Origin of the sequence: Massilia sp. (assembly GCF_032106685.1) — a bacterium.
Lineage (GTDB): Bacteria > Pseudomonadota > Gammaproteobacteria > Burkholderiales > Burkholderiaceae_D > Telluria.
The window spans coordinates 172,750-199,005 of sequence record NZ_DAMCPG010000002.1 but is presented as its reverse complement, the minus strand read 5'-3'; the positions used below and the strand labels follow the sequence as shown (position 1 = coordinate 199,005).

Annotated in this window: 24 protein-coding genes and 1 tRNA gene; 14 read left to right on the top strand and 11 right to left on the bottom strand. The window is 65.5% G+C overall.

The annotated features are described in order from the left end of the window. Window positions 1-39 precede the first annotated feature (39 nt). The gene (locus RT688_RS02755) at window positions 40-255 is read right to left on the bottom strand and encodes a hypothetical protein (RefSeq protein ID WP_313703312.1); all 216 of its coding nucleotides are present in this window, start codon (window positions 253-255) and stop codon (window positions 40-42) included. 373 nt (window positions 256-628) lie between these two features. On the opposite strand from RT688_RS02755, the gene RT688_RS02750 reads away from it, so the two are divergent. From RT688_RS02750 to RT688_RS02725, 6 genes are all read left to right on the top strand, one after another. After that, window positions 629-2,515 (top strand): MFS transporter, encoded by a 1,887-nt coding sequence (locus RT688_RS02750; RefSeq protein WP_313703311.1) that lies wholly within the window; start codon window positions 629-631, stop codon window positions 2,513-2,515. A 173-nt stretch (window positions 2,516-2,688) separates the two neighbouring features. Beyond that, a tRNA-Pro gene (locus tag RT688_RS02745) sits at window positions 2,689-2,765 on the top strand. A 446-nt stretch (window positions 2,766-3,211) separates the two neighbouring features. Continuing rightward, window positions 3,212-4,894, top strand: a complete 1,683-nt coding sequence (locus RT688_RS02740; RefSeq protein ID WP_313703310.1) for a hypothetical protein — start codon at window positions 3,212-3,214, stop codon at window positions 4,892-4,894. Between the two features lie 17 nt (window positions 4,895-4,911). After that, complete coding sequence (locus RT688_RS02735) at window positions 4,912-5,148, top strand: hypothetical protein (protein WP_313703309.1); 237 nt, start codon at window positions 4,912-4,914, stop codon at window positions 5,146-5,148. A 66-nt stretch (window positions 5,149-5,214) separates the two neighbouring features. Beyond that, on the top strand, window positions 5,215-5,649 hold the full coding sequence (locus RT688_RS02730) for a BPSL0067 family protein (protein WP_313703308.1): 435 nt from the start codon (window positions 5,215-5,217) through the stop codon (window positions 5,647-5,649). Then, on the top strand, window positions 5,646-5,978 hold the full coding sequence (locus tag RT688_RS02725) for an STY0301 family protein (protein ID WP_313703307.1): 333 nt from the start codon (window positions 5,646-5,648) through the stop codon (window positions 5,976-5,978). The genes RT688_RS02730 and RT688_RS02725 overlap by 4 nt, the downstream gene beginning before the upstream one ends. Here RT688_RS02725 and RT688_RS02720 read toward each other — a convergent pair. After that, a complete protein-coding gene (locus RT688_RS02720; protein ID WP_313703306.1) occupies window positions 5,948-6,103 on the bottom strand; it encodes a hypothetical protein in 156 nt (51 codons plus the stop codon). The genes RT688_RS02725 and RT688_RS02720 overlap by 31 nt on opposite strands. A 195-nt stretch (window positions 6,104-6,298) precedes the next feature. Between RT688_RS02720 and RT688_RS02715 the strand changes: the two genes are divergently transcribed. Continuing rightward, a complete protein-coding gene (locus RT688_RS02715; RefSeq protein WP_313703305.1) occupies window positions 6,299-6,886 on the top strand; it encodes a hypothetical protein in 588 nt (195 codons plus the stop codon). 510 nt (window positions 6,887-7,396) lie between these two features. Beyond that, on the top strand, window positions 7,397-8,836 hold the full coding sequence (locus RT688_RS02710) for an SGNH/GDSL hydrolase family protein (RefSeq protein ID WP_313703304.1): 1,440 nt from the start codon (window positions 7,397-7,399) through the stop codon (window positions 8,834-8,836). Between the two features lie 161 nt (window positions 8,837-8,997). Here the strand turns inward: RT688_RS02710 and waaF are convergent, their stop codons facing one another. The 8 genes from waaF to RT688_RS02670 all read right to left on the bottom strand — a co-directional run bounded on the left by waaF (window position 8,998) and on the right by RT688_RS02670 (window position 17,885). Further along, window positions 8,998-10,119: a lipopolysaccharide heptosyltransferase II gene (gene waaF, locus RT688_RS02705; RefSeq protein WP_313703303.1), complete on the bottom strand. Its 1,122-nt coding sequence runs from the start codon at window positions 10,117-10,119 to the stop codon at window positions 8,998-9,000. Further along, on the bottom strand, window positions 10,116-10,676 hold the full coding sequence (locus RT688_RS02700; RefSeq protein ID WP_313703302.1) for an HAD family hydrolase: 561 nt from the start codon (window positions 10,674-10,676) through the stop codon (window positions 10,116-10,118). The genes waaF and RT688_RS02700 overlap by 4 nt, the downstream gene beginning before the upstream one ends. Window position 10,677: 1 nt before the next feature. Further along, window positions 10,678-11,439 carry an SDR family oxidoreductase gene (locus tag RT688_RS02695; RefSeq protein ID WP_313703301.1) on the bottom strand — a complete coding sequence of 254 codons (762 nt, stop codon included), beginning with the start codon at window positions 11,437-11,439 and terminating at the stop codon, window positions 10,678-10,680. Between the two features lie 36 nt (window positions 11,440-11,475). After that, entirely contained in the window at window positions 11,476-12,801 is a 1,326-nt protein-coding gene (locus tag RT688_RS02690; protein ID WP_313703300.1) for a glycosyltransferase, read from the bottom strand. Between the two features lie 10 nt (window positions 12,802-12,811). Then, window positions 12,812-13,765: a glycosyltransferase family 4 protein gene (locus RT688_RS02685; RefSeq protein ID WP_313703299.1), complete on the bottom strand. Its 954-nt coding sequence runs from the start codon at window positions 13,763-13,765 to the stop codon at window positions 12,812-12,814. Between the two features lie 7 nt (window positions 13,766-13,772). Beyond that, on the bottom strand, window positions 13,773-14,771 hold the full coding sequence (locus RT688_RS02680; RefSeq protein WP_313703298.1) for a glycosyltransferase family A protein: 999 nt from the start codon (window positions 14,769-14,771) through the stop codon (window positions 13,773-13,775). A 54-nt stretch (window positions 14,772-14,825) separates the two neighbouring features. Continuing rightward, complete coding sequence (locus RT688_RS02675) at window positions 14,826-16,604, bottom strand: ABC transporter ATP-binding protein/permease (protein ID WP_313703297.1); 1,779 nt, start codon at window positions 16,602-16,604, stop codon at window positions 14,826-14,828. A 408-nt stretch (window positions 16,605-17,012) separates the two neighbouring features. Then, entirely contained in the window at window positions 17,013-17,885 is an 873-nt protein-coding gene (locus RT688_RS02670) for a hypothetical protein (RefSeq protein WP_313703296.1), read from the bottom strand. 357 nt (window positions 17,886-18,242) lie between these two features. Here RT688_RS02670 and RT688_RS02665 point away from each other — a divergent pair, with 357 nt between their 5' ends. The 5 genes from RT688_RS02665 to RT688_RS02645 all read left to right on the top strand — a co-directional run bounded on the left by RT688_RS02665 (window position 18,243) and on the right by RT688_RS02645 (window position 22,068). Then, window positions 18,243-18,515 (top strand): KGG domain-containing protein, encoded by a 273-nt coding sequence (locus RT688_RS02665; protein WP_312548918.1) that lies wholly within the window; start codon window positions 18,243-18,245, stop codon window positions 18,513-18,515. 248 nt (window positions 18,516-18,763) lie between these two features. After that, the gene (locus tag RT688_RS02660) at window positions 18,764-19,126 is read left to right on the top strand and encodes a hypothetical protein (protein WP_313703295.1); all 363 of its coding nucleotides are present in this window, start codon (window positions 18,764-18,766) and stop codon (window positions 19,124-19,126) included. 164 nt (window positions 19,127-19,290) lie between these two features. After that, window positions 19,291-20,412 (top strand): M14-type cytosolic carboxypeptidase, encoded by a 1,122-nt coding sequence (locus tag RT688_RS02655; RefSeq protein WP_313703294.1) that lies wholly within the window; start codon window positions 19,291-19,293, stop codon window positions 20,410-20,412. Window positions 20,413-20,422: 10 nt separating this feature from the next. After that, window positions 20,423-20,899: a CYTH domain-containing protein gene (locus RT688_RS02650; RefSeq protein ID WP_313703293.1), complete on the top strand. Its 477-nt coding sequence runs from the start codon at window positions 20,423-20,425 to the stop codon at window positions 20,897-20,899. Then, window positions 20,896-22,068 carry a serine hydrolase gene (locus RT688_RS02645; RefSeq protein WP_313703292.1) on the top strand — a complete coding sequence of 391 codons (1,173 nt, stop codon included), beginning with the start codon at window positions 20,896-20,898 and terminating at the stop codon, window positions 22,066-22,068. Before RT688_RS02650 ends, RT688_RS02645 begins: the two co-directional genes overlap by 4 nt. 85 nt (window positions 22,069-22,153) lie before the next feature. Here the strand turns inward: RT688_RS02645 and RT688_RS02640 are convergent, their stop codons facing one another. Then, entirely contained in the window at window positions 22,154-23,413 is a 1,260-nt protein-coding gene (locus RT688_RS02640; RefSeq protein ID WP_313703291.1) for a DUF2863 family protein, read from the bottom strand. 502 nt (window positions 23,414-23,915) lie between these two features. Between RT688_RS02640 and RT688_RS02635 the strand changes: the two genes are divergently transcribed. After that, the gene (locus tag RT688_RS02635; protein ID WP_313703290.1) at window positions 23,916-26,219 is read left to right on the top strand and encodes a TonB-dependent siderophore receptor; all 2,304 of its coding nucleotides are present in this window, start codon (window positions 23,916-23,918) and stop codon (window positions 26,217-26,219) included. Window positions 26,220-26,256: the final 37 nt, after the last annotated feature.

Genomic DNA, 26,256 nt, shown 5'->3' with positions numbered 1-26,256 from the left:
CCGGGCGCGCCGCCACGGCGGCCGGTAACGGAGGCCCGGCTAGCCGGGCTGTTGGTTCGGCCGCCAGGAGCGGGTGTTGTCCGTCAGGCCCAGGTCGGCCAGGTATTCATCGGCAAACTCGTCCACGCAAGCGCCAGTGACGGCGTCGTCCTCGTCGAGCGAGGCGGTGGTGAGCGCGAGTAGTTCCTGCTCGATGTCGTCGAACAGCGCATCGGGTGCGCCGCGTTGTGTGGTTTGGAGGTTGGGCGAATTCATCCGAGCATTCTACTCACGCTGCACTGCACAACAAGCCATACGCTGGCCGCCCTTGTCTTGTCTCAAGCGCGTTGAAGCGTGTCAATAAAGCTGCATTTGCACGGCGGACATTGCTTCAGTTTGCAAATTCCTTGTTCCCCCCGTCCTTTTTGCCTTGTGCCAGCGCAAGAAGCCGGCTGTCCTTGCGGAGGGTATCGCACCGCGCTACCGGAAGTATTACCATTCGGCCGGTGCCTTGTACCGCAGGAAATATAGATGTGCAAGCCAGGGCAGGTGTTGTAGATTACGCAGCGTCCGCTTACCGACATCTCGCATATCGAGCGCCCGCCTGACGAGACCCTGCTTTTCGAGACCACGCTTTTCGAGACCAAGAATGAGCCAATCGAGCCAGTTTTCCCTGCTGACCCAGCGCCGCTTTTCGCCCTTCTTCTGGACCCAGTTCCTGGGCGCCTTCAACGACAACCTGTTCAAGACGGCCCTGATGGTCGCGCTGACCTATGACGCCCTGTCCTGGACCACGCTCCCGCCCAGCCTGTTGAACAACCTGATCCCGGGCCTGTTCATCCTCCCTTACGTGGTGTTCTCCGCCACCGCCGGCCAGATCGCCGACCGGGTCGAGAAGGGCAGGCTGGCGCGCTTCGTCAAGCTGCTGGAAGTCGCGATCATGGCGATTGCCGCGATCGGCTGGCTGAGCCATACGCTGTGGCTGCTGATCGCAGCGGTGGTCGGCATGGGCGTGCATTCGACCCTGTTCGGCCCGGTGAAGTACGCCTACCTGCCGCAGCACCTGAAGCCCGAGGAACTGGTCGGCGGCAACGGCGTGGTCGAGATGGGGACCTTCGTCGGCATCCTGCTGGGCGAAGTGATGGGCGCCTTGCTGGTGGCCCAGCGGCCCTGGGGGATTGAGCTGGTCGCGGGCGGCAGCCTGCTCATGGCCCTGCTGGGCCTGGCGGCGAGCTGGCGTATCCCGGCTTCGCCGGCGCCGGCGCCCGAGCTGCGGATCAGCAAGAATTTCGTGGCCGAATCGGTGCGCAACCTGCGCTTTTCGGCCCAGAACCGCACCGTCTTCCTCTCGATGCTGGGCAATTCCTGGTTCTGGTTCTACGGCGCCCTGGTGCTGTCGCAATTCCCCGTCTTCGCCAAGGATTACCTGCACGGCGACCACAGCGTCTTCGTGCTGCTGCTGACCGTGTTCTCGCTCGGCATCGGCGCCGGCTCCCTGTTGTGCGAAAAGCTGTCCGGCCACAAGGTCGAGATCGGCCTCGTGCCCTTCGGCTCGATCGGCCTGTCGGTGTTCGGCATCGACCTGTACTTCGCCAGCCAGGCCTTCACGAATACCGTGACGGTGGACGCCTTCGCGCTGCTGGCGCTGCCGGGCACGCTGCGCATCCTGGCCGACCTGGTCTTGATCGGCGTCTTCGGCGGCTTCTTCATCGTGCCGCTGTTCGCCCTGATCCAGACCCGCTGCGACCCGAAGCACGTTTCGCGAACGATTGCCGGCATGAACATCCTGAACGCCCTGTTCATGGTGGCCGCCGCCGGCGTGGCGATTTTGCTGCTGGGGCAGGGCTTCACGATCCCGCAGATGTTCCTGGCGACGGCCCTGCTGAACGCCCTGGTGGCGATCTACATCTTCTCGCTGGTGCCGGAATTCCTGATGCGCTTCCTGGCCTGGCTCCTGATCCATACCATCCACCGCGTGAAGACCATCGATGTCGACCGGATCCCGGACGAAGGCCCCGCCGTGCTGGTGTGCAACCACGTCAGCTACGTCGACGCCCTGGTGATCGGCGCCGCCAGCCCGCGTCCGATCCGCTTCGTGATGGATCACCGGATCTTCAAGACACCCTTCATGGGCTGGATCTTCCGCACCGCCAAGGCGATCCCGATCGCTCCGGCCAAGGAAGACCCCTTCCAGATGGAGCGCGCCTTCATCGACATCGCCGAGGCCCTGCACCAGGGCGACCTGGTCTGCATCTTCCCCGAAGGCAAGCTGACCTCGACCGGCGAGATGAACGAATTCCGTAGCGGCATCGCCCGCATCGTCGAACGCAGCAAGGTGCCGGTGATCCCGATGGCCCTGCGCGGCCTGTGGGGCAGCGTGTTCACGCGCGACCCCGGCAACCTGTTCGGGCGTTCGTTCGCGCGCGGCTGGCGCTCGAAGCTGGCGCTCGCCGTCGGCGTGCCGGTGCCACCCCAGGAAGCAACGCCCGACTACCTGTACGAGCAGGTGCGCACGCTGCGCGGGGACTGGAAGTAGGGCGCTAAAGTAGGACGCTAACAAAGGGCGCTAACAAAGGGCGCTAACAAAGGGCGCGCGCTGAGGCCGCCCGGGCTGGCCGGGCGGCGGCAGCGCGCGTGGCGGACCGCGACAAATAACGTGTGACAAAAGCTTAAGAAATTTTCCTGGCTCTGGTATAATTGCTGGCTAGTCGGGGCGTAGCGCAGCCTGGTAGCGTACCTGCATGGGGTGCAGGGGGTCGGAGGTTCGAATCCTCTCGCCCCGACCATTAGAATCAAGTACTTGCAGCGAGAGCTGTAGGTGTGGACAGCACTGTATATTATCGACGCGATAATATCGGTGCTGTTTTTTTTCGCCTATCTCGGTTCGATCACCACCGCCCATTCCTGCGCGTAGGCCGGGCCAGCGGCGCCTCGTGGCTGGCTCTACCGTGTTCGCGCCGCGACATTCGAAAGTGAAAGTATGGACAACTTGAACGGATCGCTATAAGTTAACAATATTGCTTTATGAAAAGGGTCACGTGCAATCGGCATGTGACCCTTTTTATCTGTTTGAAGCCGGCTCATCGAAGCCAGAACCCCGATTCCTATGCCACGATTCTTCGCTTTACCCTTCCCATACTCGGACTGTGCAATTGCCAGTTTCAAAGACGCTGCGCAAGCTGCGCTAGCTGCGCAGAAGATCAGGTCCATCCTTGCTAGTGAGGACCTGGTCGTGCATGTGCTGACCCCCGGCAACCCAACGTCGATAGCCATCTACAACAGAAGCGCGCAGTTCGTGCATCGCGACGATTCCTTCAAGCTATTTTCCGGATTCGGGAATATCGGTGGACGATTCGTTTTTGGCGGAGCCAATTTAGCCGACGTTAGTAAGCGATCCGACATCAGCGGTAACGTAGGCCAATTCACCTATTTCAACGTCGAACAGGACGGCGTGAGAGCGGATACCGATCTGCTTGGCCACGGCCATCTGTTCGCGTCCCAGCACGACAGCTGCGCAGTGTTGAGCAATCGGCTCCACTTGCATACCTTGGTGTTAAAAGCGCTCGGCTTCAAACTAGAGCTGAACGATAAGGCGGCGCTGTCGCTGTTGTTCACCCTTGAGCCGTTCTTCTCGCAGCAGTACACCGGGCATGAAATGCTGACCCAAGGGGTGAGCGTCGTTCCAGTAAACAAGCGCGTGACGCTTAACAACGGCGTGCTTGCTCTGCAGCCCAAGGCAGCGCTGGAGTATGCGATAACAGCCGCACCCGACGACTATCAATATCTCGTCGATGTCGGGGTGCAGGAGCTTCTCGACAATACCAATGCAGTGCTCGACAGCTCGGCCTTCGGGGAAATTATCGTTGATTTGAGCGGCGGGAAAGATAGCCGCATGGTTTTCGGTTCGGTATTGAATTTCCCAAAGTGGCAGCAGCGAATCGGGCTGAATACGGTCGACATACCGAGCAACCAGGATCTTCCGATTGCATGTGGAATCGCTAATCACTTCGGCGGGAGTTTTCATCGTGGAAGCTTCCTGCCGCAGACGCCGATCTCGTTCGACGAGAACATGCAGATATGGCGCAGCTATTTTCACGGGCTGTATCACCGTATCGGCGCATCCGCTTGGACCTACGACGGCCGAAACAGGGATTCGATCTCGCTTTCTGGCGGCAGCGGCGAGATTCTGCGCACCGCCTGGGGCACTCCTTTGCGTCATCACCTAATGGCCGGTGACGACGCCAGCACGTTCGCGAGTCGCTTTGTCAGCAAAGTCGGGGCGCAGGGCCCGTTCGAACGCGAGCATCAGCAGCTCGTTGCTGAGCATCTTGCCTCAACGTTGGGCCGGCTGCCCGGCGCTACGCTGGGTGATAAGCTCGAGTCTCACTACCTGTTTTTCCGGAACCGCTCCCATTTCGGGCTTCGCGGCTTTGCACTCCACCACGAGCGGGCTACATGGTTCCCGTTGATGTCTGCCTCGCTGCTGAAAGCCGCGCACTCGATACCGTTTGGCGACCGTTCCTCCGGACGATTGATCCGGGACATCATGCAGAAGCTACACCCAGACCTTATGCGTATGCCGTTCGACGGCAAGGGTTTTGAGGGAAGTAATGGCCAACCGATCGATCTGAACACGAACCGCTCAGCCTGGGAAGACGCGATGAGCGAAAAGGCTAAGCGCTTGAACGCGAGCCGTGTTGGTCACAAGCCGACGCTGGTCTGGAGTTCGCTCAACGATGATGTGCGTAAGACGGCTATCCAGGCACATGAGGAAGCGCTGTCGATCAGTTCTTCCTACCGGGACTTCATGCCCAGCAATTTCGTTGATGTGCTGAACGGCCGGTTTGCAGAAAATCCCAAGAAATCGCTGGAAGTGGCGTCCGCGCTATTTGCGGTCCGCGATTCGATCAGCTGAGAGGCCTTGGCACACCATTGAGCGAGCTCACCCGGCGTCTGCGCCGCGTCGCTACCTTGTTCGTCATAGCGCGACGTACCGACCACATCACCGCCAGCCGGGTGGACCTGGCCCTGATCCAGCTACCCGCCATCACCTGGATGGAAGTGTCCTGCATGCTCGCGCTCAGCGGCGGGCCAGCGGATGTCGCGGCGCGGGTGCTATTCGAGCCAGATCGACGCCGCCCTGCTGATCAGCGACAGGCGACCCGTTGAGGGTTTGCAAGTTGCCGTAAACCCAACAACCGGAAAATGGCCTCATCACATCGAGGAGGCCACATCATGTACTTCATCTACTCGTGGGACCTGGGGCGGCTGCACAAGCACCAGTCGTTCGGCGACGGCGAGTGCGTCGCGCTCCCCCAAGCCGTCACGAACGTTGGCTACACAGGCTTCTGGCGGCCTGGCCCGCGCGTGGTCGACCTGTCTCTCCTGAACCCTGGCGCAGTAATCGCCAACTTCATGTTCGACAAGAAGCGCGGCGGCTACTTCCCGAACAAGCACGGCTATCACGCGGCGCTGTTTGTCGAATTCGGCGCATCCGAGGTTTCCAGCGGCAAACCGATAAGCATCAAAATGGTGGATCAGTGGCGCGGGCGAAAACCCAACCTGGTCATGGAGCGCGAAGTTTTAGGGCGCGGGAAGAGCTACGCCGAGGGGAACGCGTACCACGACTCTGAGAATGCCGACCAGTATTTCGTCATGGTGTACGCATGAAGGCCGCTATTCTCGCGCTCGGCCTGGCTTTAGCGCCGGCGCAGGCCGAGGTGATCGAATGCCCGGCGAAGCACCAGGGCGTGCCGCTGCTCGGGGGGAGCGTGTACGAAGGGCCGCAGAAGCAGTACGAGCTAATGGGGGAACTGAAGGAAGTGCGCAGCGTGCAGAATGGGTACTTCAGGTTCGACGCCGACAACGTGAAGTGGGTCGCGTGCTGGTACAGGCCGGGCGCTCCGGTGTGGCACCGGGTGCAGCCTGGAGTGACGCGCTGCGAGGTGCAGGAGCGCGGAGCTCTTGGTCAGCTCGCGGTGAAGGTCTCCTGCAATTGATCTTGCGGAAGGTGCTGATCGGGCGCGCCGGCCGCCGGTGGGGCCGGCGGCGTGTCGACGATCCGCCCGTCCTCGTAGCTGAACAAGTACACGTCGCCGTACGGCGTTGCGAGGTGGAAGTCCATCAGGGCACCAGCCCATTCTCGCGGAGGAAGGCCTGGCACGCGCGGCCGGTGGCCAGGTCTTCCTCGACGGCCAAGTTCAGCGCGACAAGATCTCGCTCAACGTCCGATCGAACCAGCCGGCCGGGTGAATCGGCGCCGTCGCCGCCAGTGGCGCGCGGTTTTGGCGGCGACCGGACAGAGGTCGTTGGGAAGCACTTGGCGTCGGTGCTGCGAGAATTGCCGGGCAAAGAACTCGGCAATAAGCTTGAGTCGCACTACCTGTATTTCAGGAACCGCTCTCACTTCGGCCTGCGTGGTTTTTCGTTCTATCATGAACGTCCGACCTGGTTCCCGCTTATGTCGGCGTCTTTGCTGAAGGCGGCTCACTCGATTCCGTTCTTCGAGCGCGCACAAGGTCGCGTAATTCGCGACGTCATGGCGCGCATTAATCCGGTTTTATTGGGCATGCCGTTTGACGGCAAGGGAATTGAGCGCAATGCGGCTAAGCCGGTCACGTTGAATACCGACCGGAGCGCATGGGAAGCGGCCACAAAAGAACGTGAAACCCGGCGTATCGCGAGCTTTGCGGGTCACAAAGCGACGATGATGTGGGGGCAATGGCCCGACTACGTACGCGATGAGGCGATTCGCGCGCATGAGGAGGCTCTGTCCATGAGTTCGACCTATCGGGATATGATGCCGGCGAGTTATATCGACCTGTTGCGGCACGAATTTGCCACCAAGTCCCGGCACTCGATGACAATGGCATCCGCACTGTTCGCGGTGCGCGACTCGATTTGCTGATGGGAAAGCTCGGCAGCCGTCGCGCTGTCGTTTGCGGATGCATCGACGTTCCACCCACCCGCTGCTCATTGGAGCGGACGCAAGGAGGTGACCTGAACGTCCATCAAGGTGCTGCCCGCCCTGGCGCGGGAATGCACGCACGCTCGCTAAGCTTAACAGGAGAAAACAGCGGGTGAATTCTCCTGCGCGACCAGGAAAATCAGGGGAAAATGCCAGCCAGAGCGCTGGCATTTTCATTTGCTTCGACCTTGCCGTTTTCAGTAACCCACTCCAACAAAGTTCCCTAAACTCATCAGTTTTTCGCGTTTGTTTCGACATCGCGCAATGTTGCTCACTGCGCGCGGCTTGTTCGTAATGGTCGAGCTCGATAGATTGGGCGTTCTGCCGGACGCCCGTCCTTATGGCGCCGGCACCACCACCAAGATATCAAGGAGCGCAAACATGAAGATGATGTTGCAGTCCCGGTCCGGCCCCATTTATCCAACCCCGCGTTCGTTCACGAGTTCGCTCGTGCAATCGCTTGCCGGCTCACTGGCAATGCTGCGGCGCTCGCCGCGCCGCTTGCTGGCTGCCGGCGCGCTGGCGCTGGCCGGCCTGGCCCTGCCGTTGAGCGTGCATGCCGACAACAAGGCGCTGTGGGATACGAGCCAGCAGTGGGTCGGGACCTGGGGCACCGCGCCCGCCGGGCCGCCGCTGCCGGCGCAGACGCAGACCTTCACCGACCAGACCCTGCGCCTGATCGTGCACACCAGCATCGGCGGCTCGCAGGTACGGATCCGCGTGTCGAACGAACTCGGCACCACACCGCTGCGCATCGGCGCGGCCCACATCGCGCTGCGCCAGAGCGGGGCCGACATCGTGCCCGGCAGCGACCGCGTGCTGACCTTCAGCGGCGCCACCGCGATCACGGTGCCGCCGGGCGCGCCGGTGCTGTCCGACCCGGTCGCCCTGAACGTGCCGGCGCTCGGCGACCTCGCCGTCAGCCTCTACCTGCCGGGCGAGGTGCAGGCCACCACCATCCACGGCTCGGCCTTCCAGACCAACTACGTGTCCCTGCCGGGCAACTTCACCGGCGCGGCCACGCTGCCGACCCAGCGCACCATCACGTCCTGGCCCTTCCTGACCGAGGTCGACGTCGAGGCGCCGGGTGCGGGCGCCATCGTCGCCCTGGGCGATTCGATCACCGACGGCGCCGTGACCACGATCGACGCCAACCGCCGCTGGCCCGACCTGCTGGCCGTGCGCCTGCAGACCACGCGCGACCAGGCTGCCGGCGTCAAGGTCAGCCCGGACGCGCCTTCGGCTTCCACGTCGGCCGCCCTGCAGGCGCTGAACAGCCGGCTGGGCGTGGTCAACCGTGGCATCGGCGGCAACCGCTTGCTGCGCGACCCGGGCGAGCAGCCGCTGTTCGGCCGCGCCGCCCTGGCCCGCTTCGACCGCGACGTCCTGGCCACCGCCGGCGTGCGCTACCTGATCGTCCTGATCGGCATCAACGACATCGGCCATCCGGGTACCGGTACCATCCCCGTGTCGGAAGCCGTGACGGCCCAGGACCTGATCGCCGGCTACCGCCAGCTGATCGCGCGCGCCCACGTCAAGGGGATTCCGGTCTATGGGGCGACGCTGACGCCGTTCGAGGGCACGGTCTTCCCCGGTTATTACACGCCGGAGAAGGAAGCGGTGCGCCAGGCCGTGAACAACTGGATCCGTTCCAGCGACGAATTCGACGCCGTGATCGACTTCGACCGCGCCGTGCGCGACCCGTCCCACCCGACGCGCATGCTGCCGGCCTACGACAGCGGCGACCACCTGCATCCGAACGACCTGGGCATGCAGGCGATGGCCAACGCCATTCCGCTCGATTTGTTCCGTGGCAGCGTGGCGGCGGCGCCGGCGGGCAGCAGAAGCGCAAGTGAGCTGACAAGCGTAGGAAGCGCGCCGCTTGGCTAATCCATACGGCGCGCGCAAGCGATCGGCAAAACCCGTACGGAAACGTCTTTCGCGTATTGGCTCAGTTGCAGGTGAGATCACAAGGCGCAGGTCATCAAGCGCTGAAACCGCGTGGACACAGGTGTCCAACCTACCAACCCGGCATCCGAGTGTGGCGCCGGTCAAATTCGTGCTCGCGCCTCCTCTCTTCTGTAGGGCTCGGTCTGCTTGAGCAGGCTGCAGACCGCATCGACGACCTGCTCGGGCAGCAGTTTTTCCAGGCAATCGTGATGGCCCTGGGGGCAGACGCTGCGTTCGCAGTTGCGGCAGTCGACGTCGTGGTTCAACACCCGGCTCGGGACCCGCCAGGGCGTGTGCTGCGGGTTGGTCAGGGCGTAGAGGTCGACCACGGGCGCGCCGACCGCCGCGGCGAGGTGGGCCGGGCCGGTGTTGTTGCTGACCACCAGCGAGGATTGCGCCAGCAGGGCGCCCAGTTCGCCGATGCCGAGTTGTCCGGCGAACGCGTGCATGGAGGCGTCGCCGGGCGGCGCGATCTGCGCGATCAGGGCCGCCTCGTGCGCGGCGCCGGTGAAGACCAAGGGACAGCCGAGCCGCTCGACGAGGGCCCGCGCGAGCGTGCGCCAGTGATGCGGCGGGTAGCGGCGCGCGGGGGCGCTGGCGCCGGGGTGCAGCACCAGCCAGCGCCCGTCCGGATCGATGCCGGCCCGCCGCAGGCGCTCGCGTACGGCGCCATGGTCGGCCTCGCTCGGGGTAAAGGCCAGGCGCTCGTCGGCGATCTCGGCGCCGACGTGGCGCACCAGTTCGAGCTGGCGCTGCACCTCGTGGCGGACCATGGCGCCCGGCTCGGGATCGGCGATCCAGTCGGTCAGCAACTGGTAGGGCTTTTCCCGGCAATAGGCCAGGCGCAGGGGAATGCCCGCGAGCTGGCACAGCAGGGCGGCCGGCAGCGCGCTCTGGCTGTAGCAGGTGAACACGACGGCGGCGTCGAAGCGCTGGCGGGCGAGCATGGCGATCCAGTCCAGGTGCCGCTCCGGTTCCAGCACCGCGCTGCTCTTCATCCAGGGCGCCTCCCAGGCGATGGCGGCGTCGACGTCGTCGAGGTAGGGCGCGAGCGCCGCCCCGGCAGGCGAACTCAGGAGAGTGAGGCGGCGTTCCGGATGTTGCGCGCGCAGGGCGCGCAGCGCCGGCGTGCACATCAGGACGTCGCCCAGCGCGTCGAGGCGCACGCACAGGACGTGCCGCGCCCGCGTCCAGGGGGAAGGAGAGGACGGGGAGGGCGTCATTCGTTCTCGTGGCTGGCGATGAGCACGGCGGCCGCATAGAGGTCGGGCGCCATGCGGGTGGGAATGCGGCGCGGGCCGAGGCGCCATTCGGTTTCGTTGCCGTTGTCGAGCAGGATGGTGCGGCAGCCGGCGCGGTTGCCGGCTTCCACGTCGTGCAGGATGTCGCCGATCATCCAGGACGAACGCAGGTCCACGCCATGCTCGGATGCCGCCCTCAGTAGCAGGCCGGGCAGCGGCTTGCGGCAGTCGCATTCGACGGCATAGGCGGCGACCGTGCCGCCGGGATGATGCGGGCAGTAATAATAGCCGTCGAGCAGCAGGTTTTCGCGAAACAGCAGGTCGGCGATCCGGTCGCCGACCGCGTGCATGGCGTCTTCGGGGAAGCGGCCCTCGGCGATGCCCGCCTGGTTGCTGACGACGAACAGGCGGTAGTCGAGCCGCACCAGCAGGCGCAGCGCGGCGCCGGCGCCGGACGCCAGGCGGATGCGGCGCGGTTCCACGTTGTACGGCAGGTTGTCGATCAGGGTGCCGTCCTTGTCGAGAAAGATCGCTTTCATGTCAGGGCCAGGAGGTTTCGCGCATCGGCAGCACGGTCAGTTCGGCGACCACGGTTTCGGGCGGCATGCAGAGGACCGCGCGGATGGCTTCGGCGACGTTCGCCGGGTCCTGGAGCTGGGCCGGGTCGAGTTCGGGAAAGCGTTCGAGCAGGAAGGGCGTGCGCATGCCGCCGGCGACGACGGCGGTGACGCGGATGTTCTGCGGACGCAGTTCGGCATGCAGGGCGTGCGAGAGCCCAAGCAATCCCCATTTGCTGGCGTGGTAGGCCGCCGCGTTGGGCCAGGCGCGCTTGGCGGCGGTGGAGGCGACGTTGACGATGTGGCCGCCGCCCAGCGTGCGCATGTGGGCCGCGGCGTGCTTGGCGAGGAGAAAAGGCCCGTTCAGGTTGGTGCCGATGACGCGCAGCCATGCCTCTTCGGACAGCTCGTCGATCGGCAGGGTGACGTCGGTGCCGGCATTGTTGACGAGGACATCGAGCCGGCCCATGGTGTCGACCGCTTCCTCGATCGCGCGGCGGGCCGCCGCCGGGTCGGCGACATCGAGGCCGATCGGGTGCACGCGTACGCCGGCTTCGCGCCATTGCGCCGCCGCGGCGGTCAGCGCCTGGGGCCGGATGTCGGCGGCGACGATGTCGGCGCCGGCGCGCGCCAGGGTCGATGCCAGCGCCGCGCCCAGTCCGCTGGCCGCGCCCGTGATGAAAACGGCCTGGCCGCGAAGCGATGCCGGGGTGTCGTGCTGCCTTGCTGCCTGCGCTACAAGCATGTGTGCTCCTGAAGAGGGTAAAAAAGTGGACATCCGCTAGACGGTGGACATACCGGTGAGGTCGCGCGCGCGCGTTTCGTCGAGCACGGCTGCGTAGATGGCGGCGGCCTGCTGGGCCACGGCGCGCCAGGTGTAGTGGCGGTAAGCGTGGCGCAGGCCTTCCTCGCCCATGCCCCGCGCGAGCGATGGATCGGCCTGCAGCCGGGCCAGCCGCTCGGCCAGCGCGCGCGGGTCGCGCGAGGGGATCAGGAAGCCGGTCAAGCCATCGACCACGGTGCTCTTGATGCCGCCGACCTCGGCGCCGATCACGGGACGCGCGCAGGCCATGGCCTCGACCGGCGTGATGCCGAAGGGCTCGTACCAGGGCGTGGTGGCGAACACGTCGGCGGCGCTGAAATAGTGGCGCAGGGCGGCGCGCGGCTGCTGGCCGACGAAGCGCACGTGTGCGGCGATACCGAGCTGCTGCGCGAGCGTGCGCAGCCGCGCCATCTCGGGCAGGTCGCGCCCGTCCGGACGTTCGTGGTCGCCGCCGACCACCAGCAGCTCGGCATCGACACCGTGGCGCTCGCGCAGCAGGGCGACGCCCTGGATCACGGTGTCGACGCCCTTGCGCGGCACCATGCGCCCGAGCTGCAGCACGACGAAGCGCCCCGGGGAGATGCCGAGCCGCGCGCGCGCCTCGTCCTGGGGCTCGGGCCAGAGTTCCTCGGGGTCGAAGCCGCAGGGCGCGATGCGGATGCGGTCGGCGGGGGCGCCGTACAGCTGCTCCATGTCGAGCCGGTCCTGCGGGCACTCGGCGATGATGCGGTCGGCGTGGCGCATCAGCGCGCTCTCGATGCGCATGCGCGCCGAGGGAAAGGCGTCGGCCGCCCCCTGGGCCAGGCGCCGCACGTGCCCGAGGGCGTGGAAGGTGATGACGAAAGGGATGCCGAGGGTGTGCTTCAGGTGCTGGGCGACCATGCCCGACATGAAGAAGTTGGCGTGGACGATGTCGTAGCCGGCATGCCGGCCCCGCGCGGCGCGGGCGCAGAAACGGGCGACGAAGCGCGAGAAATGCCCGATATGGGGCAGCATGTGTTCCTTCGGCACATAGTGCGCGGGACCGGCCGGCACGTGCACCACGCGCACGTTGCCGGGGCAGCGCACCAGCGTCTTTTGCGACACCGCGTCGCGGCGCGTGAAGACGTCGACCACGTACCCGGCCAGCGCCAGCTCGCGCGCCAGGTTGGCCACGTAGACGTTCTGGCCGCCGCAATCGATGCTGCCTGGCTGCGCCAGCGGCGAAGCATGGTCGCTGATGATGGCGATGCGGCGCAGCGGCGCGCCTGCCGGCGCCCGGGCGGGATGTTCGTTCAGTCTCATGCGTCCTCCGCTAGCCGCCGTGGCCGGTCACGTAACGCAGCGCGGCATCCCAGTCGGCGCTGAAGCGCTCGATCGAGAAGCGCTCCTGGGCACGGCGGCGCCCGGCCTGCCCGATGTCGCGCGCCAGCGAGGGGCTGCGCAGCAGTTCGCGCAGGCATTCGCCAAGCCGCTCGACGCGGGTGTCGGAATAGCCGTTGGCGCCGTCCTCGATCACGGTGGCCATCTCGGCGGTGGCCAGCGCCACCACCGGCATGCCGATCATCATCGCCTCGATGACGGACAGCCCCAGGCTGGAGTAGCGGATCGGACTGAACAGGAAGCGGTAGTGCGCGGCGAAGGCGGGCAGGCGGGCGTGCTCGATTTCGCCGATGCCGCCGAGCTCCTCGGCGGCCATGCCGACCAGGTCGAGCGGCAGCTCGGCGCGCGCGCGCAGGAACAGGTCGGGCCCCATGCGCCGGCCGCGCCGGCCGAGGTGGTTGCTGATCACCAGGCCGCGCGCGAGTTCGCCCCGGTAGCGCACGCCGTCGGGCACCAGCACGCCGTGTTCGATCACGCGGGTCGGCGTGCGGCCGTTGTCCCACATGAGCTCGTTGAACGGCGTGACGTGCACCAGCAGCACGTTCGGATCGTCGATCAGGTGGGGAGTGTCGGTCGGGTGGGCGCGCGGCGGGTCGTGCTCGAGGTAGATGCGGGGCAGGGCGCGCTGCGCCGGCGTGAGGAATTCGTATTGGTCCTTTTCCCATTGGTGGTCGTCCTGGAACAGGATGCAGTCGACTTCCTGGTCGCGCACGGCCGCCACCGGCAGGTCGTGCACGTTGTCGCCCCAGGGAATATGGCCGCAGCGGCCGCCGTAGCCGGGCGGACGGCCGGGTTTCGAGAGGACGAAGAATTCGTGCGGCGCCTGCGACAGGTAGTACAGGTAGCTGCCGTGGGTGTGCCAGGTAAGGACCTTGAGTCGGCGCATGGGAACCTCAGGTGAAACGGACGCGGTAGCGGATGGCCCCGGCCAGGCGCCAGAACACGGCCAGCGGAGGGATCAGGGCCGAGGTGACGATCATCTCGGCGATATGGGAGGCGGTTTTCGCGGTGCCGCGCAGGCGCGTCACGCACAGGCGCGCGGTCAGGGCTAGCCAGGCCAGGCCGGCCGCGAGCGCGACGCCGGCGCTGCCGGCCAGCAGCGTCACCAGCAGCGCGGCCACCGCCAGGTAGTGGTCCCAGCGCGGCATGGGCTCGATCCTGGCGCGGTACAGCTCGGGGTGTTTCTTGTAGAGCAGGGCGTCGAACACGGCCTTGCGGGTCTGCAGCAGGCTCACGCCCCAGGGCGCGGGGCGCAGCGGGTGCACGACCAGCGCGTCGGGCGCGCGGGCGATGCGCGCACCGATGCCGAGCAGGCGGAAATACAGGTCGCTGTCTTCGCGGCAGGGTTCGGTGAAGCGCTCGTCGAAACCGTCCAGCCGCTCGAGGATGCTCTTGCGGCAGAAACAGTTGGCCGCGACGAACTCGGCGGTTTCCAGGCGGCGCGCCTCGCGCTGGTAGTCGGTGAGCTTGCGCGGGACCGGCATCTCGATGCGTCCGCACAGGACGTCGACCTGCTCGTCGAAGGCGCCGAGGCCCTGGGCCAGCCAGGTGACCGCGGGCACGGTATCGTCGTCGGTGAAGGCGACGATCGGCGCCTGGGCCGCGCGCCAGCCGAGGTTGCGCGCGGCGGCCGGGCCATGCTGGCCGGAATTGGCCAGGTAGACCAGGCGCGGCCCGCGTTCGACCGTGCGTGCGCGCCAGCCGGCGACCAGGTGCAGGGTGTTGTGGTTGGGCTCGTCGTCGACGATGATGACTTCGTAGGCGCCGGCCGGCAGCGTCTGGCGCGTGAGGGCGTCGAGGCAGCGGTCGAGCAGGTCCATCCGGCCGCAGGTTGGCACCACGACCGAGACCGCTAGCGTGCTGCTGGTCGTCGCTGCATTCGTTGTGGTCATCCTCGTCTCCATGTCGATTGGTCGCCAGGGCGGAGCGCCAAGGCGGCGGGGGGCCTACCTCGCGATGTCCTTGTCCATGCGCTGCTGCAGCAGCCACAGTCTTGCGTACATGCCCTTGCGGCGCAGCAGCTCGGCGTGACTGCCCTGTTCGACGATGCGGCCGCGGTCCATGACGACGATGGCGTGGGCATTGACGATGGTGGACAGCCGGTGCGCAATAATCAGGGTGGTTCGATTGCGCGACAAACGGTCGAGTTCCTGCGTGATGGCGTGCTCTGAATCTGAATCAAGGGCCGACGTCGCTTCGTCGAAGATCAGGATGGGCGGATCCTTCAGGATGGCGCGGGCGATCGCGATGCGCTGCTTTTCTCCGCCGGAAATGGTGACGCCGCGTTCGCCGACCGGCGTGTCGTATTCCTGCGGCAGCGAGACGATCAGCTCGTGCACGTGGGCCGCGCGGCAGGCGGCCACCACGTCCTCGTGGGTGCTGCCGATGCGGCCATAGGCGACGTTGTTGCCGATGGTGTCGTTGAACAGGGCGGTGTCCTGCGGCACCACGCCGATCGCGCGGCGCAGGCTGGTGGCGCTGACCGCGCGGATGTCCTGGCCGTCGACCAGGATGCGGCCGTGCGCCGGATCGTAGTAGCGCAGCAGCAGGCGGGCCAGCGTGGACTTGCCCGAGCCGCTGCGCCCGACCACCGCCAGCGTCGTGCCGGGTGCGATGCGCAGGCTGAGGTCGACCAGCACCGGCCGCGCGGGCTCGTAATGGAAGCTGACGTGCTCGAACACGACTTCGCCTGGGCCCATGCGCAACGCCGGCGCACCGGGCGCGTCGCTGATTTCCGGACGCTCGCGCAGCAGTTCGAACAGGCGTTCGGTGTTGACCCAGGCGTCGCGCGCCTCGCGGTAGACGAAGCCGAGGGCATTGAGCGGCAGGCAGACCTGCAGCGCGTAGGCGTTGATCAGGACCAGGTCGCCCACGCTCATGCGGCCCGCGATGACCGCCTGTCCGGCCAGCAGCATGATCGCGCCCACGCCCACCGCGATGACGGCGCTCTGGCCCACGTGCAGGCTGAACAGGGCGCGCTGGTTGCCGACGCCGGCCTCGCGCCAGTCGCGCATGATGGCCGCGAAGCGCTGCGCCTCGAGCGCCTCGTTGGTGAAGTACTTGACCGTGTCGTAGTTGATCAGGCTGTCGGCCAGGCGCCCCTTGGCCGTCGAGTCCAGCTTGTTGACGCGGCGCTGGTAGAGCACGCGGCGCGCCGTGAACACCAGGGTGAAGCCGGCATACAGGAGGAAGGTGACGAGGATGATGCCGGCGAAGCCGGCCGCGTAGCGGCTGAGCATGATGGCCAGCACCAGGCCGATTTCGACCAGGGTGGGCACGATGGTGAACAGGCCCACGCCGAGCAGGAAGGCGATGCCGCTGGTGCCGCGGTCGATGTCGGGCAGCAGGCTGCCGAGCTTTCGCCGGGCGTGGAAGCGCGGACCGAGGGCATGCAGGTGGGCAAAGGTTTTTTGCGCGTAGGCCGACACGGCGGCCAGCGTCACGCGCGCGAACAGCAGGTCGCGCCATTCGTTGAACAGCGTCGACGAGAAGCGCAGCAGGGCATAGCCCGCCAGCAGGTGGACCGGCAGCTGCGCGGGCAGGCCGCCCTGGGGGAAGGCGTCGATGATGCGCTTGAGCAGCAGCGGCACCGCGACGGTGGCGAGCTTGGCGACCAGCAGCAGGACCACGGCCGCGGCGATGCGCCAGCGGTAGCGCGCGAGCACCTGCCACAGCTCGGCGCTGATGCGTGTGTCCGCTGGCTTGTGGTCGGCGCTGCCCGTCATCGCTCGCGTCCCGTGGTGGCGTGCTCGTTGGACTGCGCAAGCACGCGCTCATCGCGTTCGATTGCTGTGATGGCTCAAATACTGCTCGGTTATTTCGAGCGGCTTGCCAGCCGGGATGAAATAGATGGCCGCGGCCAGTGCCGGAACCGGGAGAAACCGCTCATGCATCCGGCCCGCGCAAGCCCCGATCGGGGCCGGGACGCGCGCCGCGGGCTTGACGCGGCCGTGTGAAGACACCACGATGTTGCCCAGTGTGAGAAGGACTCGTCCTACACGGAGCCTAAGAAAAACCGGGGGAGGGAAGCGGGCGGCAAGCCGCGCGGACAAAAAAAACCGGCCGCCTCGCGGCAGCCGGTTGAGGAAGCCCGGCTGGCGCCGGCGCTTATGGGAGCGGGTAAAACCGGCGGCTTATTTGCGCGAGAAGCCGGTGTCGTCGTCCATCTTGCGGTCGCCCGCGAGCTTGTTCGCGCCTGCCGGGCTCTTCGGATAGCCGCCGGCCGCGTCGTTCGAGTCGTGCACCGGATTGGGTTCCTGCTGCATGCTGGCGCCCGGACGCCAGCGGTTGGTTTCGGTGGTCGGGCCGCTATTGCCCGGGCTGCGCGGCAGGCCGCCGGTGGTGTCGTTCGACTTGTGCATTTCCGCATGGCCCTCGGTGCCCATCTCGCGTCCTCCGGCGCCGGTCTGCGAGCCGCCGCGGTCGGTGCTTTGCTGGGCGCCCTGGGCCGTATCGCCCTGCATCGAGCCGCGCGGGGGCTGTTGCATCGCCCGCATGGCTTCCTGCTGCACCCCGTGGTGGTGGCCGAGCGAGCCGCCCTGCAGCTCGGGCTGGCGCGGATCCTGCGGGTTCATCCGCTGCGTGGCCTGGGTATTGCCGGCGTGTTCGCCTTCGCGATGCAGCAGGTCGGTGCCGCTGTCGGCAGCACGGTGCCCGACCGGCTGTTCGAGCTGGCCATAGGCCTGCGAACGCTGCTCCATCTGCACCTGGTGGCTATCGGTGATGCCCTGCTGCGGCCCGCTGCCGCCGCTCTGCTGGGTCTGCATCGAGCCGCCCGGCAGGTCCCAGCGGCTGCTCTCCTCGGTCCAGGGGCCGGGACCGGTGCCGCTTTGCTGCGTGCCCATCTGGTCGATGCCCTGGCGCCCCTGCTGCTGCGAAGCACCCTGCGGATAGGTGTGGTCGAGCGGCGCATCGGGGCCGGTCTTGCCCTTGGCGTTCTTGTTCCACTTCTCGTTGCCGCCGTTGTTGGTCTGGTTGTTCATCTCGCTGCGTTGGTTCGCGTCCATGTCGTTTCCTTTCAAAAAAACGTGTTCGCTGGCGGGGCGCGGAGGCCCTGTGCGCCGTTGGCGCCGCCTGATCCTGCCATGATGCGCGCCCCTTCCGACATCCAGTATAGGAAGACGCAGCGGTAGTGTGTAGGACTAGAACTGATGGGTATTTTTGTCGAGCGGCAGTACATTTCGTAAGTGCATTTTCTCCTTCCTTAAGTCCTACAAAGTCATCTGAAAACGTCCTATACCCTCATCCAATTGCCCTGCCTAAGATGATTTCAACCGGGCGCTCATCGGCGAATTGTGGATGGGCACCAGGTACACCTGCCGCAGGACGCGGCGGTTTTACAAGTGAACAGGGAGAACATGATCATGGCTAACCAAGGTAACAAGCAGGGCGGCAACCAGTCCAACAGCCAGAGCAGCGGCACCCGTAATCGCGGTTTCGCTTCGATGGATCCGGCGCGCCAGCGCGAGATCGCCAGCCAGGGAGGCAAGGCGGCGCACCAGAAGGGCACTGCCCACGAATTCACTTCGGAAGAAGCACGCCGCGCCGGCAGCATGAGCCACGGCAACCGCCAGTCGGCCAGCGCCGGCTCGTCCAGCGGCTCGCGGACTTCGTCGAAGAGCCGTAGCTCGAAGTAAGGGCAAACGGGGCCGCAAGCCCCGTTAACCAAGGCCGTGCCGGCAGCACGCGCCTCTTACCGCCGATCGGGGCGGTAGGCAAACACACCGCAGGACCGGAAGACGGGGAGCCCAGTGCTCCCCGTTTTCTTTCCAAAGATACACACAATTCAGGGATGGGATCAGGTAGAATCGCTGCGCCTTTTCAACCCAAACTGAGGAACATCGTCGTGAAAGAAGCGGTCATTCGTCAAGTCAAGAGCATGTCCATGTCGTGCGATCGCGTCGGCAATACGCTGCTCGCGAAATTTTCCACGCAAGGCGCGAGCGACGTCTGCCTGCACATCCCCGCCAACATCGTGTTCTGGCTGATCAAGCACCTGCCGGTGAACCAGGACCCGACGCTGCAGGCGCCGCCGCCGCCGCCGCAGGTCACCCAGTTCGACTGGCAGAACCCGAACAATCCCAAGGCGATCAGCCTGAACTGCCGCGAACTGCCGGGCAAGCTGCGCATGGCGTTCAACCTCGACCGCAAGCCGAACCTGGTCCTGGTGCTCGACCGCAGCAACGTCGAACTGCTGCGCCAGATCCTGGTGATGTACAGCCGCGAGCTGATCGACCTCGACGCCTGATCCGATCCCGCCGCAGCGCCGGCAAGGGAGCGTGGTAAGTCCGTGCAGCAGATCCGCGCGTTAAATCCGCGTGTTAAATCCGCGTGTTAAATCCGCGTATTAAATCCGCGTATTAAATCCGCTATCATGCTCCACTTCGTGAACAGGCCAACAAAGGATCAGCCATGCCTATCAAAATCAGCCAGCATTTCGACTCCGGCGCCATCGAGGTGGTCGCTTGCGAGAATGCGAAACAGATCGACCTGAACCTGCGCCGCGACAACAACGCGGACATCCACCAGTGGTTCCACTTCCGCCTGCAGGGCGCACGCGGACAGGCCTGCACGATCCGTTTCCTGAATGCCGGCCAGGCAACCTATCCGAAAGGCTTCGAGGACTACCAGGTGGCGGCCAGCTACGACACCGAGAACTGGTTCCGCGTGCCGACCAGCTTCGACGGCCAGGTCATGACCGTCAACCACACCCCCGAGCTCGACAGCATCTACTACGCCTACTTCGAGCCCTACACCTGGGAGCGCCACCTGCGCCTGCTGGGCGAAGTGGCCGAGAACCCGATCGCGCGCGTGATTGATATCGGCACCACGGTCGACGGCCGCGACATGAACCTGGTCGTGATCGGCAACCCTAACGCCGAGAAAAAGATCTGGGTCATCGCGCGCCAGCACCCGGGCGAGACCATGGCCGAATGGTTCGTGGAGGGCATGATGGATGCGCTGCTCGACGACGCCAACCCGATCGCGGCCAAGCTGCTGCAGCGCGCCGTGTTCTACGTCGTGCCGAACATGAACCCGGACGGCTCGGTGCGCGGCAACCTGCGCACCAATGCGGCCGGCGCCAACCTGAACCGCGAGTGGATGACGCCGACGCCCGAACGCAGCCCGGAAGTGCTGTGCGTGAAGAACAAGATCCACGAAACCGGCGTCGACATGTTCTTCGACATCCACGGCGATGAAGCCTTGCCCTACAACTTCGTGGCCGGCAGCGAGATGCTGGCGGACTTCACCCCGGAGCGCCTGGCGGAGCAGAACGCCTTCATCGAGCGCTACATGGCGGCCAGCCCGGACTTCCAGAACGTCTACGGCTATGCGGCCAGTAAGTACAACGAGGAACTCTTGACCCTGGCCTCGAAGTACATCGGCCACACCTTCAAGTGCCTGTCGCTGACCCTGGAAATGCCGTTCAAGGACAACGCCAACCTGCCGAACCCGCATACCGGCTGGAACGGCGCACGCAGCGCCGCCCTGGGCGCCGCGATGCTGCAGCCGATCCTGCAGACGCTGGACTGATCGCCGGCACATGGGCGTCGAAATCGAGCGCAAGTTCCTGGTCGATGGCGAGGCCTGGCGCACGCTCGGCGCAGCGACCCTGCTGCGCCAGGGCTATCTGAGCGTGGATCCGGCGCGCACCGTGCGCGTGCGCATCGACGGCGAACGCGCTTTTCTCACCATCAAGGGCAAGAGCGTCGGCGCCAGCCGCGGCGAATGGGAATACCCGATTCCCGTGGCGGACGCGGCGCAACTGCTGGACGGCCTGTGCCAGCAGCCGCTGGTCGAGAAGGTGCGGCGCCGCATCGCCGTTGGGCCGCACACCTGGGAAGTCGACGAATTCCTGGGCGCCAATGCCGGCCTGGTGGTCGCCGAAATCGAACTGGCCTTCGAGGACGAGGCTTTCGACAAGCCCGACTGGATCGGCCGCGAGGTGACCGGGGACACGCGCTACTTCAATTCCAACCTGATTCGCCACCCTTATTCGCAATGGAAAGATTTGGCATGACCCTGATCACGCGGCGCACGGCGCTGGCCCTTGGATTCGCATTGATGTTGCCGGCAGGCGCCAGCGTGGCAGCCAATCTGGCTGCCGAGCCCGCAAAACCCGCGGCCAGCTACTTCCCGCCGGCCGGCGAATGGGCGCGCAAGACGCCCGCCGAACTGGGCATGGACCCGGCCGCGCTGGCCGCCGCCGTCCAGTACGCCCAGTCGCACGAGACCGAGCGCGCGCTCGATTTTTCCGACCAGGAAAAAACCTTCGGCAAGCCCCTGGGCTCGCTGCCGACGCGCCGCGCCCACACCAACGGCGTGGTCATCTATAAAGGCTATGTCGTGGCCGAGTTCGGCGACACGCAGTTTGTCGATCCCACCTATTCTGTGGCGAAGAGCATGCTGGCGACGGTGGCCGGCGTGGCGCAGCGCGACGGCCGCATCGGCGCGCTCGACGAGCCGGTGGCGAAGCGCGTGAACGATGGCGGCTATGCCTCGGCGCGCAACGCGCAGGTTACCTGGAAGCAGCACCTGCAGCAGGAAACCGAGTGGGAAGGCAGCCTGTTCGGCAAGAATGCCGACTTCATCGGCAAGGAAGCCTTCGGCGCGGGCGAGCGCAAGCCGCGCGCGCTGCAGGCGCCGGGCAGCTTCTACGAATACAACGACGTGCGCATCAACCGCTTCGCACTGTCGCTGCTGCGCGTGCTGGACAAGCCGGTACCCGAGGTGTTCCAGGAGCAGGTGATGGACGTCATCGGCGCCTCGAATACCTGGAAATGGGTGCCTTACCACAACAGCTACGTGGAACTGAACGGCAAGCAGGCGCCCTCGGTCAGCGGCGGCACGCGCTGGGGCGGCGGCATGTGGATCAACTCCTGGGACATGGCGCGCTTCGGCTACCTGTGGCTGCGCGGCGGCCAGTGGAATGGGCGTACGGTCGTGCCGGCCGGCTACGTCAAGGACGCCTTGACGCCGAGCGCCCACGGTCCGGACTACGGCTACCTGTGGTGGCTCAACACCAAGGGCAAGAATTTGCCGGGCCTGCCGGCGAACGCCTTTGCCGCGCTGGGCGCGGGCAGCAACACCATCGTGATCTCGCCGGACCACGACCTGGTCGTGGTGTGGCGCTGGCATGCCGGCAACCCCGCCGAGTTCGCCAAGCGGGTGATCGCGGCGATCCGCTAAAAAAAATAGAGAACGAAAAAAAACGCCCCTCGACTGCGCGAAGCAGTCGAGGGGCGTTTTCTTTACCTCTCGTTCTAACCTACGCTTAGTGGAAGTGCTCGGTCCCGGCCGGGGTGTCTTCCGGCATTTCGGCGTGCACGAGCTCGCCCGTCGGGTCGGCGAACAGCGGCGCGCCGCAGTCGTCGCAGTACTCGACCACGTAGCGCTCGTTGATGCGCTTGACGTGGGTGACGCCGGCCTCGTTCAGGTAGGCGATGATCTCGTTGACCGGCGTGAGCGGCGGCGGCAGCGCGCCGCCGAAGCCCGCGCCTTCGATCGGCGTGCCTTCCTCGTCTTCCTGGCCGTACAGCGGCCAGACGATGCCGTACACCACTTCCGAACTCTGGCGCATGGTGAAGCCGACGCGGTATTCGTCGATCTGGCCGTCGGCCGCTTCCTCGCCGAAGCCGGCGATCACGGCGCGCAGGTCGGACGGTTCGACGTCGAGCGTGTTGGTGAGATAGTGCACGGCGGCGCGGATCGAAACCGGGCGGATCAGCTTGTCGGCTTCGCGGCAGGCGACGTAATAGGCTTCCGGCAACAGCAGCTCGACGCCGCAGCCCGGCAGCAGGCGCGCGACGTTGGCCGTGGCCTGGTCGCGCCAGGCCAGCAGCGCGTTGTTGCGCTCGGTTTCGAAGACGAGCTGGTGCTGCGGCTCCTGCCAACGGAACAGGGGCGCGCCCACGGGGGCGACGATGGCCACCAGCAGGTAGCGGGTGTCGGCCAGGAAGGGCGCGGTCTCGGGCGCGCGCACGGCTGGCTTGATGCTCGAACCCTTGTGCGCGGCCTGGGCCAGCTTGTGCGTGAGCGCATAGGTTTCGGCATGGCTGCGCGGCAGCTGGTCGATCGCGTACAGGGTCGGGGCCATCGCCATGCGCGTGCCTTCGGCCAGCAGGTGGGCCTCGAAATGCGCCGACAGCGTGGTCAACAGGTCCTGCGGAATGGTGCCGGAACCGATCGAAAAACGGGTCCAGGCCAGGATCGGCGCGGCCACGAGCAGGGCTTGCCAGGCAACATCCTTGCCGTCCTGCTGTTCCACCATGGTCGACGATTCGCTGACCGCTTCGACGCTGTCCATCAATACGTCGTAGGCGGCGAGATCGTCCTTGAACAAGGCGTTGAGCGCGGCGTCGATGCTGTCCTGGTGGTTAGTCTTGAGCAGCTTTTGCAGTTGCGTATCCAGTTGCCGTTCCCAGGCCCGTTCTTCGACGCGGCTGGCGGACTGCACGATGGCTTGGGCAATGCTGGAGAGACGCTGGCTGTCTGCAGAGAGTTTGTGGGATGAATCTTTGGAGGGACGACGCATGGCGCTGAAAGAGTCTCTTTGTAAATAGGTGAGGAACGAAGTCCAAGGGAAGCACTGGTTTATTCTGGCGGATGGGATTGCCATGGAAAAAAGCGGCCGGCAAGGCGCAAACCACAGCCATACCGTGTGGTATGGCGAGGATTTGCAACGCAGCAGGGCGTTTTTTTCCGGGCCAAGACGGCCGCCATGAATAAATCAGTGCTTCCTAAAGGGTCATGATAAACCCATATCCCCGGTATTGTAGTTGATTCGGCCACATGCCACGAACACAACGGCAGACCTGCCGTCAACATGGACCCGCATCCTGGCCCGCATCCTGTTGTGTAAAGCGCACGTGCGCGCTGTTTTGCCGCGTACTCAGCCATGGTTCTCGCACAAAACTTGCCAAACGCGGCAATAGAAATCATAATGCGAATCGTTCTCATTAAACTTACGCGATCCCCGCTCCGGCGCCAGGACCTGACGGCACACCAATAATATGAATAGCAAAGCAGCTCCAGCAGTGCAGCAAGCCACCTCTTTCATTCGCAGCCGCAAGCACGCACGCAGCGCGGCCCCTTGCCTGACCGGTTCGGCGCTGGCGGTGCTGGCGACCCTGGCGGCGCCGGCGGCGCAGGCCGAAGGCGGTTACAAGGACATCGATCCGGCGATTCCCGTGGTCGAGATCAATGGCGCCGCGCGCAACGCCGTCCAGACCCCGGTGATGTCGAGCTCGGACAAGTTCACCGCGCCCCTGCTCGATACGCCGAAGTCGGTCACCGTCATCGGCCAGGAAGTGATTTCCCAGACCGCCGCCGTGTCGCTGGCGGACGCGTTGCGCACCGTGCCGGGCATTACCATCGGCGCGGGCGAGGGCGGCAACCCGGTCGGCGACAACCTGTTTATCCGCGGCTACAACGCCCAGACCGACACCTATGTCGACGGTATCCGCGATTCCGGCTCGCAGTCGCGCGAGATCTTCAACCTCGAGCAGGTCGAAGTCGTGAAGGGGCCGAACTCGGCCTACGGCGGCCGTTCCTCGGCCGGCGGCGGCATCAACCTGGTCAGCAAGAGCGCGCAGGCCGACAATTTCTCGAACGCCAGCGTCGGCGTCGGCAGCCACGACTATCGCCGCGTGACCGGTGACATCAACCGCACGCTGGGCAACAACGCCGCCTTCCGCCTGAACGTGATGGCGCACGAAAACAACGTGGCCGGCCGCGACGTCGTGGGCGGCGACCGCTGGGGCATCGCGCCGACGGTCACCTTCGGCCTGAACGGTCCGACCAAGGCGATCCTGAGCTATTACCACCTGACCACTAGCGAGATCCCGGACACCGGCATCCCGTTCAACAATCCGTTCTCGAGCGGCCCCAACGTCGCCCGTAACGGCAACGGCACCCCGGTGAATGTCGACCGTTCGACCTTCTACGGCCTGGCCAACCGCGACTTCCGCGACACCAGGACCGACATCGGCACCGTCGACCTGCGCCACGACTTCGGCGGCGGCCTGGTGCTGCGCAACGTGACGCGCTACGGCAAGTCGAAGAACGACTACGTCTGGACCCAGCCCGACGATTCGAAGGGCAACGTGGTCCTCTACGGCACCGTCTGGCGCCGCGCCAACACCCGCTTCACCGACACCGAGACGGCCGCCAACGCGACCAGCCTGTCGGGCAAGCTGGTCACCGCCGGCATCAAGCACAGCTACAACGTCGGCGTCGAGTTCAGCAAGGAAACCACGGAGCGCGGCACCTTCGTCTTCACGCCGGGCACCAACAACCTGCTGACCAACAACACCGTCTGCGCGACCTCGGGCGCGGCCACCGGCTACAACTGCGCGCCGCTGAACAACCCGAATCCCTACGATCCCTGGGTCCATACCCGCAGCGTGGGACCTGCCCTGAACGAGATCGAGACCACTACCCGCGCCGTCTACGCTTTCGATACCATCGAATTCAATCCGCAGTGGATGCTGAATCTGGGCGCGCGCTGGGATGACTTCTCGAGCAAGCTGAACGTAAGCAACGCGCCGGCCTCCAACGCCCGCGTCAGCAGCAGCTTCGACACCTACCAGGCCGGCCTGGTGTTCAAGCCGTCCGCCAACGGCAGCATCTACGCCTCCTACGCCACCTCGGCCACCCCGCCGGGCAACGACGGCGGCGACGGCCTCGATGGCTTGACCGTGGCGGTCCAGAACCTGGAGCCGCAAACGAGCAAGAACTTCGAACTCGGCACCAAGTGGGAAGTGCTGAACGGGCGCCTGTCGCTGAACGCCGCCATCTTCCAGAGCAAGATGGACAATGCCCGCGTCACTTCGCCCGACGGCACCAGCCAGAACGTCGGCAAGAAGGAGCTGAAGGGCGTCGAGCTGGGCTTCTCGGGCAAGCTGACCAATGCATGGCAGGTGTTCGGCGGCTACACCTGGCTGGACGCGATCGTCAAGGACAACGGCTACCTCAACGTGGCCCCGAGCGGCAGCCCGGCGGTGTACCAGCCGTCGCCGTACAACGGCAACGTGTTCCCGACCACGCCGAAGCAGAGCGCCTCGCTGTGGACCTCGTATGCGTTCACCAGGGACATCAGCGCCGGCATCGGTATGAACTATGTCGACAAGGTCTACGCCAACGTCAACAATACCAAGTATGCGCCGGCCTACACCCGCTTCGACGCGATGGCCAGCTACACGGTCAACAAGAACGTGTCGCTCCAGCTGAACATCCAGAACCTGGGCGACAAGGTCTACTTCGACCGCGTCTCCTCGCCGCACTATGCGGGTGTCGGCGCGGGCCGTTCGGCAAGCCTGACCGCGAACCTGAAGTTCTGATGGAGGGGCCTGGCTCCAGGCAACCAGTCATGAATGC

What these genes read in the sequence shown, in the direction of transcription:
- RT688_RS02655 (WP_313703294.1), top strand. Translation starts at nt 19,291, where the DNA reads ATGCCTATCAAAATCAGCCAGCATTTCGACTCCGGCGCCATCGAGGTG.
- RT688_RS02695 (WP_313703301.1), bottom strand. Translation starts at nt 11,439, where the DNA reads ATGCTTGTAGCGCAGGCAGCAAGGCAGCACGACACCCCGGCATCGCTT.
- RT688_RS02640 (WP_313703291.1), bottom strand. Translation starts at nt 23,413, where the DNA reads ATGCGTCGTCCCTCCAAAGATTCATCCCACAAACTCTCTGCAGACAGC.
- RT688_RS02665 (WP_312548918.1), top strand. Translation starts at nt 18,243, where the DNA reads ATGGCTAACCAAGGTAACAAGCAGGGCGGCAACCAGTCCAACAGCCAG.
- RT688_RS02650 (WP_313703293.1), top strand. Translation starts at nt 20,423, where the DNA reads ATGGGCGTCGAAATCGAGCGCAAGTTCCTGGTCGATGGCGAGGCCTGG.
- RT688_RS02660 (WP_313703295.1), top strand. Translation starts at nt 18,764, where the DNA reads ATGTCGTGCGATCGCGTCGGCAATACGCTGCTCGCGAAATTTTCCACG.
- RT688_RS02675 (WP_313703297.1), bottom strand. Translation starts at nt 16,604, where the DNA reads ATGACGGGCAGCGCCGACCACAAGCCAGCGGACACACGCATCAGCGCC.
- RT688_RS02645 (WP_313703292.1), top strand. Translation starts at nt 20,896, where the DNA reads ATGACCCTGATCACGCGGCGCACGGCGCTGGCCCTTGGATTCGCATTG.
- RT688_RS02670 (WP_313703296.1), bottom strand. Translation starts at nt 17,885, where the DNA reads ATGGACGCGAACCAACGCAGCGAGATGAACAACCAGACCAACAACGGC.
- RT688_RS02720 (WP_313703306.1), bottom strand. Translation starts at nt 6,103, where the DNA reads ATGGACTTCCACCTCGCAACGCCGTACGGCGACGTGTACTTGTTCAGC.
- RT688_RS02750 (WP_313703311.1), top strand. Translation starts at nt 629, where the DNA reads ATGAGCCAATCGAGCCAGTTTTCCCTGCTGACCCAGCGCCGCTTTTCG.
- RT688_RS02730 (WP_313703308.1), top strand. Translation starts at nt 5,215, where the DNA reads ATGTACTTCATCTACTCGTGGGACCTGGGGCGGCTGCACAAGCACCAG.
- RT688_RS02700 (WP_313703302.1), bottom strand. Translation starts at nt 10,676, where the DNA reads ATGAAAGCGATCTTTCTCGACAAGGACGGCACCCTGATCGACAACCTG.
- RT688_RS02690 (WP_313703300.1), bottom strand. Translation starts at nt 12,801, where the DNA reads ATGAGACTGAACGAACATCCCGCCCGGGCGCCGGCAGGCGCGCCGCTG.
- waaF (WP_313703303.1), bottom strand. Translation starts at nt 10,119, where the DNA reads ATGACGCCCTCCCCGTCCTCTCCTTCCCCCTGGACGCGGGCGCGGCAC.
- RT688_RS02725 (WP_313703307.1), top strand. Translation starts at nt 5,646, where the DNA reads ATGAAGGCCGCTATTCTCGCGCTCGGCCTGGCTTTAGCGCCGGCGCAG.
- RT688_RS02680 (WP_313703298.1), bottom strand. Translation starts at nt 14,771, where the DNA reads ATGACCACAACGAATGCAGCGACGACCAGCAGCACGCTAGCGGTCTCG.
- RT688_RS02755 (WP_313703312.1), bottom strand. Translation starts at nt 255, where the DNA reads ATGAATTCGCCCAACCTCCAAACCACACAACGCGGCGCACCCGATGCG.
- RT688_RS02685 (WP_313703299.1), bottom strand. Translation starts at nt 13,765, where the DNA reads ATGCGCCGACTCAAGGTCCTTACCTGGCACACCCACGGCAGCTACCTG.